This is a genomic window from Pseudonocardia sp. T1-2H (assembly GCF_038039215.1).
Taxonomy (GTDB): domain Bacteria; phylum Actinomycetota; class Actinomycetes; order Mycobacteriales; family Pseudonocardiaceae; genus Pseudonocardia.
Genome location: NZ_JBBPCL010000001.1, coordinates 4,655,659 through 4,668,341, shown reverse-complemented (window position 1 = coordinate 4,668,341; position 12,683 = coordinate 4,655,659). Strand labels below are relative to the sequence as shown.

The 12,683-nt window shown below is 72.0% G+C and carries 12 protein-coding genes and 1 pseudogene; 8 read left to right on the top strand and 5 right to left on the bottom strand.

The window, feature by feature from the left end:
- Window positions 1-113 precede the first annotated feature (113 nt).
- Genes WBK50_RS23020 through WBK50_RS23010 form a run of 3 tightly spaced genes read right to left on the bottom strand, consistent with a single transcriptional unit; the run spans window position 114 to window position 2,031 of the window.
- The gene (locus tag WBK50_RS23020; protein ID WP_341337592.1) at window positions 114-359 is read right to left on the bottom strand and encodes a hypothetical protein; all 246 of its coding nucleotides are present in this window, start codon (window positions 357-359) and stop codon (window positions 114-116) included.
- Between the two features lie 38 nt (window positions 360-397).
- Window positions 398-1,057 carry a PIG-L deacetylase family protein gene (locus WBK50_RS23015; protein ID WP_341337591.1) on the bottom strand — a complete coding sequence of 220 codons (660 nt, stop codon included), beginning with the start codon at window positions 1,055-1,057 and terminating at the stop codon, window positions 398-400.
- Window positions 1,054-2,031 (bottom strand): methionyl-tRNA formyltransferase, encoded by a 978-nt coding sequence (locus tag WBK50_RS23010; RefSeq protein ID WP_341337590.1) that lies wholly within the window; start codon window positions 2,029-2,031, stop codon window positions 1,054-1,056. The genes WBK50_RS23015 and WBK50_RS23010 overlap by 4 nt, the downstream gene beginning before the upstream one ends.
- A 370-nt stretch (window positions 2,032-2,401) precedes the next feature.
- Here WBK50_RS23010 and WBK50_RS23005 point away from each other — a divergent pair, with 370 nt between their 5' ends.
- From WBK50_RS23005 to WBK50_RS22970, 8 genes and pseudogenes are all read left to right on the top strand, one after another.
- Window positions 2,402-4,288 (top strand): nucleoside-diphosphate sugar epimerase/dehydratase, encoded by a 1,887-nt coding sequence (locus WBK50_RS23005; protein WP_341337589.1) that lies wholly within the window; start codon window positions 2,402-2,404, stop codon window positions 4,286-4,288.
- Entirely contained in the window at window positions 4,285-5,523 is a 1,239-nt protein-coding gene (locus tag WBK50_RS23000) for a DegT/DnrJ/EryC1/StrS family aminotransferase (protein ID WP_341337588.1), read from the top strand. The genes WBK50_RS23005 and WBK50_RS23000 overlap by 4 nt, the downstream gene beginning before the upstream one ends.
- A gap of 32 nt (window positions 5,524-5,555) precedes the next feature.
- Window positions 5,556-6,143, top strand: coding sequence for a sugar transferase (locus WBK50_RS22995; RefSeq protein ID WP_341337587.1), 588 nt, complete (start codon window positions 5,556-5,558; stop codon window positions 6,141-6,143).
- On the top strand, window positions 6,140-6,742 hold the full coding sequence (locus WBK50_RS22990) for an acyltransferase (RefSeq protein ID WP_341337586.1): 603 nt from the start codon (window positions 6,140-6,142) through the stop codon (window positions 6,740-6,742). Before WBK50_RS22995 ends, WBK50_RS22990 begins: the two co-directional genes overlap by 4 nt.
- Window positions 6,732-7,841 carry a DegT/DnrJ/EryC1/StrS family aminotransferase gene (locus WBK50_RS22985; protein ID WP_341337585.1) on the top strand — a complete coding sequence of 370 codons (1,110 nt, stop codon included), beginning with the start codon at window positions 6,732-6,734 and terminating at the stop codon, window positions 7,839-7,841. Before WBK50_RS22990 ends, WBK50_RS22985 begins: the two co-directional genes overlap by 11 nt.
- Window positions 7,838-8,398: pseudogene (locus tag WBK50_RS35330) on the top strand (Gfo/Idh/MocA family protein); the annotation flags it as partial. The gene WBK50_RS22985 and the pseudogene WBK50_RS35330, both read left to right, overlap by 4 nt.
- 73 nt (window positions 8,399-8,471) lie before the next feature.
- The gene (locus tag WBK50_RS22975; protein WP_341339484.1) at window positions 8,472-8,864 is read left to right on the top strand and encodes a Gfo/Idh/MocA family oxidoreductase; all 393 of its coding nucleotides are present in this window, start codon (window positions 8,472-8,474) and stop codon (window positions 8,862-8,864) included.
- Window positions 8,861-10,294, top strand: coding sequence for a nucleotide sugar dehydrogenase (locus tag WBK50_RS22970; protein WP_341339483.1), 1,434 nt, complete (start codon window positions 8,861-8,863; stop codon window positions 10,292-10,294). The genes WBK50_RS22975 and WBK50_RS22970 overlap by 4 nt, the downstream gene beginning before the upstream one ends.
- Here WBK50_RS22970 and WBK50_RS22965 read toward each other — a convergent pair.
- Both WBK50_RS22965 and WBK50_RS22960 read right to left on the bottom strand, forming a co-directional pair.
- On the bottom strand, window positions 10,245-11,411 hold the full coding sequence (locus WBK50_RS22965; RefSeq protein WP_341337584.1) for a right-handed parallel beta-helix repeat-containing protein: 1,167 nt from the start codon (window positions 11,409-11,411) through the stop codon (window positions 10,245-10,247). The two genes, WBK50_RS22970 and WBK50_RS22965, sit on opposite strands and share 50 nt — an antisense overlap.
- On the bottom strand, window positions 11,408-12,676 hold the full coding sequence (locus WBK50_RS22960; protein ID WP_341337583.1) for a lipopolysaccharide biosynthesis protein: 1,269 nt from the start codon (window positions 12,674-12,676) through the stop codon (window positions 11,408-11,410). Before WBK50_RS22960 ends, WBK50_RS22965 begins: the two co-directional genes overlap by 4 nt.
- Between the last annotated feature and the right edge of the window lie 7 nt (window positions 12,677-12,683).

Sequence of the window (12,683 nt, the reverse complement as noted above, 5' to 3'; positions counted from 1 at the left end):
CGACAGCATGCGCGACGTGTGGCGCCATCTTCACCGACAACGCGAGACCGCCCGTACCGCATCCCTGTTTCGACGGCGGGATCGTCGCCGAGGCGAACCGCCGGCCGCCGAGCTCAGCTCACGGAGGGCAGCAGGGCGTCCTGGTCGTGACAGCCGTGGGTGCACTCGTCGAGGGGACCCCGATGGGCGAGCATCCACACCCCGTCGTGCCGGACGAACCGCTCCTGCCAGCAGAGGCTGCACCAGGTTCCCGGGATACGGGCGCCGAGTTCGCCCTCGACAGTGGAGGGCAGGTCCCGGACGGGCGTGCCCGGCTCGTCGAGCCGCGCATCGCCACCCGCCGATTCAGATGCCGCCACCGCCCGAGTGTCTCACGGATGGTCCCCGGATTCCGTCCTCACCAGTGGTCCCGGACGACGACGAAGGCCTCCGCCGCGTCCGACCCCGAGACCGAGCCCCAGAAGCGGCCGCGGTCGGCGAGCGCGGCGAGGGACCGGGGGTGCGGAGCGGGTCGGACCTCACTGCGATAGCGCTCGAACGCGGCGATCTTCTTCTCGAGGGTGCCGGAGATGTCGACGAAGAGGCCCGGGACGAACGGGTCGAGGCCCGCCGGGGCGCCCCATTCGGTGGAGGACGGGGTCTCGAAGCAGCGGACGGTACGGACGCCGGGGGCGGCGTACGGACGGGTCGCCACCACCGTCGCCTCACCCAGGATCCGGTGGTCGCGGTTGAGGTCCGCCCAGTGGTGCACGTAGACCATGCCGGCCGCGGCGGCGTCGATCTCCCGGGCGACGACGTCGACGACGGTCGGCAGGGACAGTGTGTCCAGGCCCTGGTCCGGGAGCCCGCCGAGAACCAGCCGGATCCCGAGCAGGCCGGCCACCTCGCGGGTGACGTCCAGGAGGGCGGCGGCCTCGGCGTCGTCGTACCGGAGATTCGTGCCTGTGCACGCGACGAGCGCCGTCACCGCGTCGCCGGCTTCGACGTGACGCAGGATCGTGCCCCCGGGGCCGAGCACCTCGTCATCCGGGTGCGCGGCCACGACCAGGACGTTCACCCCGCCTCCTCGGCGCCGAGCACGGCACCGGCGAGCTCGGCGAGGCACCGGCCGGGCTGTTCGTCCTGCCCGGCCCACTGCACGCGGTCGAGCCGGAGCACACCGTCCCCGGTGACGACGTGGCCCGCCGGCCCGGGCAGCAGCTGCCCGGGCACCGCGCCGGGCGGCCGGGGCACGGACCCCACCTCGGTGGCGCGCCAGACGAACAGCTGTCGCCCGCCGTGCGTCGTGAACGCCCCGGGATAGGGGTGCGTCAGCGCCCGGACCCAGTCGAAGAGCTGCCGCGACCCGCGACTCCAGTCGATCACCCCGTCCTGCGGCCGGCGGCGCGGCATGACGGTGGCGAGGGCCTCGTCCTGCGGGTGACGAGGCGCGGTCCCCTCCTTCAACCGGGGCAGGTGCTCGGTGAGCATGTCGAGGGCGGAGGTGGACACCTTCTCGTAAATGCTGTTGCAGTCGTCGGAATCGGTGATCGAAATTCGGCGCTGGTCGATCACCGCGCCGGTGTCGACGCCCTCGTCGAGGAAGAACATCGTGTTCCCGGTCTCGGACTCGCCGTTGATCAATGCCCAGTTCACCGGCGCGCGTCCCCGATAGCGCGGCAGCAGGCTTGCGTGGAAACCGACGGCGCCGAGGGGAGGGAGCCGGAGCAGCTCGGCGCCCAGTAGTCGCGTCCAGCCGATCACCAGGAGCAGATCGGGGTGGAGTGCCGCGACCCGGTCGACATTCTCCGCGGAGTTGAGGTCGCGCACGCTGATCATCGGGATGTCGTGATCCTTCGCGAGGTCGTCGAACGCGACCCACCCCGACGTCGCCTCCGCGAGGTCTCGATCGAGGGTGACGATTCCTGCGAACTGCTCACCGCGTTCGAGCAGGGATTCGAGGCACCGGCGACCCTCGGCGACAGCGCCCACGAAGACGATCCGGGGCGTCGAAGATCGTTCTACATCGGTCGCTCCGTCGATGCTCGGCATGATCGGCGAGCATGCCAGAGATCGGCGCCGGTATCACCCCTGAATCTTCCTCCGGTCGCACCCGGTGGTCCGCGGAAGCAGAGCGTAAGTGAGGGGGTGCAGCGAGTGTCCGCGCATTTCGGAACTGCTGCATTCGTTGCAAGGCGGCGCCGCTTTCTAGGTGAATGACATCACACTCCGTGCTTCGTCATGTATTCACGGTGACAGTCCTCGATCACTCGAAATTGGATTATCCACTGGTGAACTCGGTGTAACGAAGACTAGTTAATCCTCGATTATCCGATTGCTCCCCCCGCTAGAGGACGGCACGAGGTCGGCGATCGCTGAGTCCGGAGGATCTATGTCTGGAAACGTGGGGGCGTGGAGTCGTATGTGGACCCGGAGGCGCCACGGACCACCCGGTGACGTCCCACCACATGAGGAGCCGACCTTCTCCGGGTACCGGCTGCGCCGGGCGGCGCTGGCGGGTTGGGACGGCGTCGCATGGGTGTTCGCGCTGTTCCTGGGCGCTGCACTACGCCTCGAACTCGACCTCGACGAGATCGACACCACCGGCTTCTGGCTTCTCGCCGCCGCCACGGTCTCCGGGGCGCTCCTGGTCGGAAGCACGCTGCGCGCCTATCAGGGACGGCACTACACCGGCACCGTCGGCGACGCGATCAACGTCGGCACGGCCGCGGCCGTCGTCGGAATCCTGATCTTCACGGTCAACGCTCTCCGCTCCCCGCCGCTGCTGCCCCGCTCGGTCCCACTGATCGCGACCTTCATCACGTTGCTGCTCTGCGTGGGCGCCAGGGTGGTGGTGCGGCTGCACCGGGAACACAGCTCCAGGCCGGGTCGCTCGGCCCAGCGCGTCCTCATCTTCGGCGCGGGCCGCGACGGGCAACAGCTCGTGCGGTCGATGCTGTCCGATGCGGACAGCGGATACCTGCCGGTCGGGCTGCTCGACGACGAGCCGGACGCGCGCTGCCGCCGGGTCTCCGGAGTCGCGGTCCGCGGGACGCACCGCGACGTCGCCGCGGTCGCGGCCGCCACCCGCGCCGAGCTGCTCGTCATCGCCAGCCGTGGGACGGACCCCGAGATCGTGCAGAGCCTCGCCCGCGACGCCGCGGCGGCCGATCTCGGGATCAAGGTGCTGCCACCGCTCTCCGAGCTGCTGCGCCCGTGGGTCGGCGTCGCGGACCTGCGGGACCTCGACATCACAGACCTGCTCGGCCGGCGGCCCGTGGACATCGACATCGCCGCCGTCGCGGGGTACCTCGCCGACCGGCGCGTGCTGGTCACGGGCGCGGGCGGCTCGATCGGCTCCGAACTGTGCCGGCAGATCCATCGGTTCGGGCCGGCGGAACTGCTGATGCTCGACCGGGACGAGTCCGCGCTGCACGGCACCCAGCTCTCGATCTACGGGACCGCGCTGCTCGACTCGCCCGACATAATCCTCGCGGACATCCGGGACGCCGAGGCGATCGAGGCGATCTTCCTCGAGCGGCGTCCGGAGGTCGTCTTCCACGCCGCCGCGCTGAAGCACCTGCCGTTGCTGCAGCAGTACCCGGAAGAGGCGTGGAAGACCAACGTCGTCGGCACCCGTGTCGTCCTCGCCGCCGCGGTCGCCGCCGAGGTCGACCGTTTCGTCAACATCAGCACGGACAAGGCGGCCAACCCGACGAGCGTGCTCGGGTACTCCAAGCGGATCGGCGAGCGCCTGGTCGCGCATGTCGCCGAGGAGGCGCCCGGGACCTTCCTCTCGGTGCGCTTCGGCAACGTGCTCGGCAGCCGCGGTTCCGTCCTCACCACGTTCACGGAACAGATCGCGGCAGGTGCCCCGATCACGGTGACCCATCCCGATGTCACGCGCTTCTTCATGACGATCCCCGAGGCCGTCCAGCTGGTCATCTACGCCGCTGCGATCGGTGCGCCGGGAGAGGCGCTGGTGCTCGACATGGGGCAGGCGGTCCGCATCGCCGACGTCGCCCGGCAGCTGATGGAGATCGCGGGCCGGACGACCGAGATCGTCTACACCGGACTGCGATCCGGCGAGAAGCTGCACGAGGAGCTCTTCGGCAACGACGAGGTCGGCCGTACCCCGATTCATCCGGCCGTCTCCCACGTCGACGTGCCCTGCCTCGACCCCGAGCGCGCCGCGAGGCACGCGGCGGCGGTCGGGGTGTCGGCCGCGCTGGTCGACCTGACGTCGCCGGCGCCCACGATCCGGCCCACAGCGGTGACCGGTGACCGGTGGAGGTGGCAGCCGGCATGACGGAGACCGAGATCCCACCGGCCGAGACCCCGCTCACGGAGACCGCTCGCCGAGCCGGGTTCCTGCCCTTCGCCCTTCCCACCGTCGAGGAGGAGGACATCGAGGAAGTCGTCGGCGTCCTGCGCTCGGGCTGGCTCACCTCCGGACCTGAGATCAAGGCGTTCGAGCAGGAGCTCGGTGCCGAGGTCACCCCGGCCTCCGCGCTCGCGGTGAGCTCCGGCACCGCGGCGATGCACCTCGCATTGACCTCGCTCGGTGTCACCCCGGGCCGGTCGGTGATCACGACGCCGCTGACCTTCTGCTCGACGGCGCACGTGATCGAGCAGAGCGGCTGCCGGCCCGTGTTCGTCGACGTCGAACCGGGCACGTTGAACCTCGACCCGGTCGCCGTGCGGGCGGCGCTGGAGCACGGCCGGCACGATGTCGCGGCGATCCTGCCGGTGCACTACGGCGGCCACCCGTGCGAGCTCGACGAGATCCTCGGGATCGCGGCGGTGCACGGTCTGCCGGTGGTGGAGGACGCCGCGCACGCCTTCGGGGCCGCGTTCCGGGGCACGCCGATCGGTGCCGTGCCGGGCGAGGACGAGCACCGCGCGGTCTGTTTCTCCCTGTACGCGACGAAGAACATCACCAGTGGCGAGGGCGGTGTCCTGACCGGCGCCCGGCCGGTGGTGGACACCGCGCGGCTGTGGAGCCAGCACGGCATGAGCCGGGACTCCTGGCAGCGGTACGGACCGCGCGGATCGTGGGACTACGAGGTCGTGGTGCCCGGATTCAAGTACAACATGTCCGACCTGCAGGCGGCCCTGGCGCGCACCCAGCTGCGGCGGTGGCGGGCCCTTCAGGAGCGCCGAACCGCGATCGCCCGGCGCTACACGGAGCTCTTCGACGGCCTCGACGAGGTGCAGGTACCGGAGTGCCGCCCGCACGTCACCCACGCCTGGCACCTGTTCCCGGTGCGGCTGCGTCTGCCGCAGCTGACGATCGGCCGCGCCGAGTTCATCGACGAGCTGCGCCGGCTCGGCATCGGCACCAGCGTGCACTTCATCCCGCTGCACCAGCAGCCCTACTACCGCGACCGGTACGGCCACGGGTCCGGGGACCTGCCGGTGGCCTCCGCCGAGTTCGAGCGGCTGATCTCGCTGCCGATCTACCCGCGGATGTCGGCCGCGGACGTCGAGGACGTGGCCGCCGCCGTGCGGCAGGTCGTCGCCGCTCACCGGCGGCGATCGTGAGGCGGCCGGGCGGGTCGCGACGGTCCGCCGTCGTGAAGCGCGCGCTCGACCTCGTCCTCTGCCTCCTCGCGGCGCCGGTCACGCTTCCGCTGGGTGCGGCGATCGCCGTCGCGGTCCGCCTCACCAGCCCGGGACCTGTCTTCTACCGCGCTCATCGGGTCGGCCGCGACATGCGGCCGCTGGCCGTTCTCAAGTTCCGGACGATGGTGGAGGGCAGCGCAGGACCGGCGGTGACTCGCGCGGGCGACCCGCGGATCACCCCTCTCGGTCGGGTGCTCCGGGCGAGCAAGCTCGACGAGCTGCCGCAGCTGATCAACGTGCTGCGCGGCGAGATGAGCCTTGTGGGCCCGCGCCCCGAGGACCCCCGTTACGTCGCGACCTACGACGCGGAGCAGCGCCAGGTGCTGTCGGTGCGCCCCGGCGTCACCAGCCTGGCGTTCCTGCGGTTCGGCGACGAGCAGGCGTTCATCGAGCGTGCGGGCCCGGCGGACACCGAGGCGTTCTACGTCGACCGGGTCCTGCCCGAGAAGCTCCGCATCGAGCTGGGCTACGTCCAGCAGTGGACCTTGCGCGGGGACCTCCGGATCCTCGCGCGCACCGTGGGAGGGCTGCTCGGATGACCACCTCGGAAACCTGTGCGGCGGCCGCTTCGGCCGACGTGGCCGCGTCGGCGGAGATCGGCGCCGGATCGCGGATCTGGCATCTCGCCCAGATCTGCGACGGAGCGGTGCTCGGGGCGTCCTGCACGGTCGGGCGCGGTGCCTACATCGGACCGAGGGTCCGCGTCGGCGACGCCGTCAAGATCCAGAACTACGCGCTCGTGTACGAACACGCCGAGCTCGAGGCGGGCGTCTTCATCGGACCCGCGGTGGTCCTGACGAACGACCTGAACCCGCGGGCCGTGGACCCGGACGGACGGCCGAAGGGGGCCGAGGGGTGGACCCCGGTGGGTGTGCTGGTCCGGGAGGGCGCGTCGATCGGCGCCCGCGCGGTGTGCGTCGCCCCGGTGACGATCGGCCGCTGGGCGATGGTCGGCGCCGGAGCCGTCGTGCTCGGCGACGTGCCGGACTTCGCGCTCGTCGTGGGGTCGCCGGCACGGCGGGTCGGCTGGGTGGGACGCGCCGGCGTCCGGCTGGAGAAGGACCACGACTCGATCTGGAGATGTCCCCGGACCGGCCGCGGCCACGTCGAGGAAGAAGGCGAGTTGCATGAGATCTGAACTCGGAACGCCCGTCGGGCTCGTCCCGGCGACCGGGGTCCTCATCGGAGCGGAGGAACGCGAGGCCGTGGACCGGGTCCTGTCGTCGGGCCTGCTCGCGCAGGGCGCGGAGGTCGCGACGTTCGAGTCCGAGTTCGCCGCCTACGTCCACGACAGGCCGTGCGTGGCGGTGAACTCCGGGACGAGCGCGTTGCTGCTCGGGTTGCTGGCCCTCGGCATCGGCCGGGGCGACGAGGTCGTCGTGCCCTCGTTCAGCTTCGCGGCCACTGCCAACGCCGTGGCGCTCACCGGGGCGACGCCCGTGTTCGCGGACATCGAGCCGAGACACTTCTGCCTCGATCCCGCCGCGGTGCTCGCCGCCCTCACACCGCGCACCGCGGCCGTCATGCCCGTGCACCTCTACGGGCATCCGGCCTCGGCCGAGCTGGCCGCAGTCGCGGAACGGCACGGGCTGGCGCTGGTCGAGGACGCCGCGCAGGCACACCTGGCGGCGCTGGACGGACGGCCGGTGGGCACCCTCGGCCAGGTCGCGGCGTTCAGCTTCTACCCGACCAAGAACATGACCTGCGGCGAGGGCGGCCTCGTGGTCTGCGCCGACGACGCGCTCGCCCGGCGGGTCCGGTTGCTGCGCAACCAGGGCATGGAGCGCCGCTACGCCAACGAGATCGTCGGCTACAACGCCCGGATGACCGACATCCACGCAGCGATCGGGCGGGTCCAGCTGGGCAGGTTGCCCGCCTGGACGCGGACGCGGCGCGCCAACGCGACGTTCCTGAGCGCCGCCCTCGACGACGTCGCGGCCGATCACGGTCTGACGCTCCCCGCCATCGCCCAGGGGGCGGAGCCCGTCTGGCATCAGTACACCCTACGGGCGCCACGGCGCGACGAGCTCGTCGCGACACTCGCCGGTCTGGGCGTGCAGACCGGCGTCTACTACCCGACGCCGATCCACCGGCTGCCGGCGTACGACCTCGACCTGGACCTCCCCGTGACGGCGGCCGCCGCCCGCGAGGTGCTGTCGCTACCGGTCCACCCGGCGCTCGATCAGGACGGCCTGGAGCGGATCGTCGCCGCGACGGCCCAGGCGGTGGCGGAATGAGCGCCCGGCTGCGGGCGGGCCTGGTCGGCCTCGGGGCCATGGGCCGCAACCACTCCCGGGCCCTGCAGTCCCTGGACGGCATCGATCTGGTCGCCGCGGTGGACCCGCGGGGGTTCGACGCGCCTCAGCACCCCGCGATGCGGGTCGACGTGCTGGGCACGGTCCGCGAGCTGCTCGACCGCCGGATCGATCTCTGCGTGATCGCGGCACCCACCACCTTCCACGAGCCGCTCGCTCTCGAGCTCGCCGAGGCGGGAATCCCGACGCTCGTCGAGAAGCCGCTCGCGCACGATGGGAAGGCGGCACAGACGATCGCCGAGGCGTTCGCGCGTAACGGGGTGATCGGCTGCGTCGGGCACATCGAGCGCTACAACCCTGCCCTGCAGGACATGCGGCGCAGGCTCGCGCTCGGCGAGCTCGGCACCATCTACCAGGTGAGCACCCGGAGGCAGGGGCCGTTCCCGGCGCGGATCGCGGACGCGGGCGTGGTCCTGGACCTGGCGACGCACGACATCGACCTGACCGCGTGGGTCACGGGCTCGGCCTACACGTCGGTGTCCGCCAGGGTCGCCCACCGGAGCGGGCGCGCGCACGAGGACCTGGTCAGCGCGGTGGGGAGCCTCGACCGGAGTGGTCGTCACGCACCTGGTGAACTGGCTCTCCCCGCTCAAGGAACGCGTCACCACGGTGACGGGGGAGCTGGGCTGCTTCGTCGCGGACACGCTGACCGCGGACCTGACCTTCTACCAGAACGGGACCGAGGAGATGGCCTGGGACCGCGTCGCGGCGTTCCGCGGCGTCTCGGAGGGGAACATGACGCGGTACGCGATCCCGAAACCGGAACCGCTGATGACGGAGCTGTCGAACTTCGCGGCGGCCGTGCGCGGCGAGGAGCACAGCCTGGTCACCATGGAGGACGGGCTCGCGACGGTCCGAGTGGCCGAGGCGCTGCGCGAGTCGGCCGCGACGGGCCGGACGGTGGAGGTGGCCGCTTCCCCCCGGACGCCCGAGGTGGCCCTGTGAAGATCACGGTCGTCGGGCTGGGCAAGATCGGTCTCCCGCTCGCGGTGCAGTTCGCCGGCCGCGGGCATCACGTCATCGGCGCCGACGTCGACGAACGGGTCCTGAGCGCCGTCCGCGCCGCACGTCCGCCCTTCCCCGGTGAAGCGGACCTCGACCGGCGGCTCGGCGAGGTCGTCGCGTCCGGCGCCTTCGAGGCCACGATGGACACCGCGGAGGCGGTCGCCGCCAGCGACGTCGTCGTGGTGGTCGTCCCGCTGCACGTCGACGGGGCAGGCACACCGGACTTCCGGGTGCTCGACGCCGCCACGGACTCCGTCGGCCGCGGCCTGCGGCCGGGCACGCTCGTCAGCTACGAGACGACGCTGCCGGTCGGCACGACCAGGAACCGCCTCGGGCCCCGGCTCGAGGCGGCCAGTGGGTTGCGGGCGGGCACGGACTTCAGCCTCGCCTTCAGCCCGGAGAGGGTCTCGTCGGGGCGGGTGTTCGCTGATCTCGCCCGCTACCCGAAGCTGGTCGGCGGCATCGACCCGGCCAGCACCCGCCGGGCCACGGAGTTCTACGCCGCCGTGTTGCGGTTCGACGAACGCACCGACCTCCCCGAACCGAACGGGGTCTGGGATCTCGACTCGGCCGAGGCCGCGGAGCTGGCGAAGCTGGCCGAGACCACCTACCGGGACGTCAACATCGGCCTGGCCAACCAGTTCGCGCTCTACGCGGACGGCATCGGCGTCGACTTCGCCCGGATCGCCGCGGCCTGCAACTCCCAGCCCTTCAGCCACCTGCACCGGCCCGGCATCGCGGTCGGCGGGCACTGCATCCCCGTGTACCCGTGGCTCTACCTCGGCGGGGACCCGTCGGCGAGCATCGTGCGAACGGCGCGGGAGGCCAACGCCGCGATGCCCGCACGCTGCGTGGAGATGCTCGCCGAGCGGTACGCCGCGGTGACCGGTGAGGACCTGGCCGGCGCGCAGGTCGTGGTGCTCGGCGCCTGTTACCGGGGCGGGGTCAAGGAGACGGCGTTCTCGGGGTGTTCGCCACCGTCGAGGCGCTCCGCCGGCACGGTGCCCTGCCGCTGGTGCAGGATCCGCTGTACAGCGCAGACGAGCTCACCGCCCTGGGGCTCGAGCCCTACCTCCCGGGTACCCGGGTGGCGGCCGCCATGGTGCAGACCGATCACGCCGCATACCGGGAACTCGGAGCCACCGACCTGCCCGGCGTCAGGCTCGTGCTCGACGGGCGCGGGGTGCTCGACCCCGCCCGCTGGGAGGGAACGTCCGTCCTCACGCTCGGACGGGGGAACCGGGCCACGTAGAGGCGCCGCGCAGGACGAGGGCGTGGCCACGAGCGAGTCGTGCGGCGGCCGTGACCGCGGCCGCCGCGCTACCGCTCGTACACTCCGATGTCGACGTTCCCGCCCTGGGGCCGATTGACTCCGTCGATGTCGAACGGCGGCGCTCCCTCCTCCGTGCCCGCGTCCACCATCGGGCTGACCGGGAGCACGCGGTAGTCGCCGGACCCGTCCTGCTCGTAGTCCACGAAGCCGGGGTCGACGGTGAGCGTCCCGCTCTCGCTGCCGGCCGCGAGGTCGAGGCCGTCCTGACCGTTGGCGGCCACGGTGTTGTTGAGGTACAGGTTGCCGCCGCCGGTCGCCCCGCTCTCCCGGATCCCGAACCCGGAGTTGTCGTAGGCGATGTTGTTGGCGACCACCATGTTGTCGGCGGGGACGGCGCCGTCGTTGGGCCCGTCGCCCTGGCCCACGAGGATGCCGCCCTCCCCGTTGCGGAACACCAGGTTGTTGGTGATCACCAGCTCGTTGCAGTTGTGCCAGCAATGGATCCCGAAGCCGGCGTTGCCGTAGGAGATGTTGTTGCTGATCGTCCCGCGGGGGTGCCCGGGGTAGATGCCGTGGTCGAGCGCGGAGTTCCCGCAGTCGTGCACCACGTTCCCGATGATGTCGATGTCGTGCAGCGTGTACTCCTTGCGGTAGGTCGACACGCAGGTGCCCTCGCTGAACCCGTGGACGTGGTTCTCCAGGATCCGGGACCAGGATCCCGTCTCGATGTACCCGTCGGTCGTCGTTCCCGAGATGTCGAAGCCCCTGACGTCGACGTAGTCGCCGTAGTTGCGCCAGACGGCGTCCACGCCGTCGTCGGCGACGGCGCCGTCGCCGACCAGCCGGGCCCCCCACTTGTTCGCCGCCACATAGGTGAGGCGGGCCTCGGCGGTGCCGCTCGCGCGGGTCGAGAAGGCCCCGGTGTACGTGCCGTCGGCGACGACCACGGTGGTGCCGGGACCGGCCGCTCTCGAGGCCGCGGCGATGGTCCGGAACGGCCGCTGGGCGGTGCCCGGGCCCTCGTCGGTGCCGCCGGGGTCGACGTGCAGGACCGGACCGGACGGCTCGGGTGCCGGTCCCGGCGCCGGGGCCGGATAGGTGGGCTGCGCGGGCGCCGTGTCCGGCCCGGAGGTCGTGGTGCACGCGGCCAGGAGGGCGAGCACGACCACGAACAGGATGACGACCGCGCGTCCCGGCGATCTCGTCGGCGTCAAGGTGCTGCCTCCGCGGCTCGGTCGGACCCTTTTGCCGCCCGCATCGACAGGACGTAGAGCGTTCCGTAGCTGACGACGTGGGCGGCCGCGAGCACGGCCACCGCGGTGATGATCGGCGCGCCGAGGACCCAGCACAGGCCCACCCCGCCGGCCGTCAGCACGAGGCGTGACGCGTCCCATATCAGTTGTACGCCCTGCCGCTCCAGGATGAACAACGTCTGCGAGATCGGAGTAACGGCGAACTCGGCGAGATAGGCGATCGCGAGGATCTGCGCGAATTGGCCGGATCCGGTCCACTCCGGACCGAAGACGAACCCGAAGACGCTCGGGCTGAGCAGGATCAGCAGCACCGCGGGCACCGCGCCGGTCGCCAGCAGCCGCAGCACAGCCGTCCTCGTGAAAGGCGCGAGCCCGGTGCCCGGCCCCCGGACCCGCGCGCTGGCCTCGCCGGTGAACACCTGGTACACGGCCTGTCCGATCACCGCTACGGGGCCGCCGACGACCCGCACGGTGAGCCCGAGCAGGCCCGCCCCGACCTCCCCGTAGGCAGCGCTGACGACGAGCAGGGGGACCTGCAGGCCCGCGGTGTTCAGCAGCTTCGACCAGGACGCGACGAGGGGGAACCGGCGGTAGCGGCGGACGGCCGCGACGAGCTCGGCCGGCCGCGGCCGGGGCTGCCGCAGCAGCCCGCCCCGCGAGATGCTGCCCCCTGTTCCCAGCAGCCTGCCGACCCCCAGCCCGACGAGCAGGCCGGCCGGACGCACCCCGGCCACCCCCAGCCCGATCTGCGCCGTCACCTGCCCGACGCCCTGGAGCAGGTTCCGGGTGGCGAGCGCCCCGTAGCGGCGGACCCGCACCATCCACTCCGACATGACGAGGTACACGCCGAGGGCCAGGACCGTCAGGGCGACCAGCCACCAGAGCTCGGCGAGCACCGGTACCCCGAGGAACGCCGCGATGGCCGGGCCGAAGGCCAGGCCGACCAGGGCGGTGACGACGGCGGTGACGGCCACGGAGACGAGGCTCGCCCAGGCCACGGTCGCGGCCTCGCGGTCGTCGGCCGGGATGAGGACGGCCGCCTCGAGGGAGAGGGTGGAGAGCACGCCGACCATGGCGACCACGGACGTGAACACCACGAGCACGCCGAAGTCCGTCGGGTCGTACAGCCGCGCCAGGACGGGGTAGGCCAGGAGGACCAGGCCCTGGCCCGCGGCGGAGCCCGCCAGGATCCGGCTGATCCCGCCGAGGGCGCGCGGCCGCTTCACGGCCGAC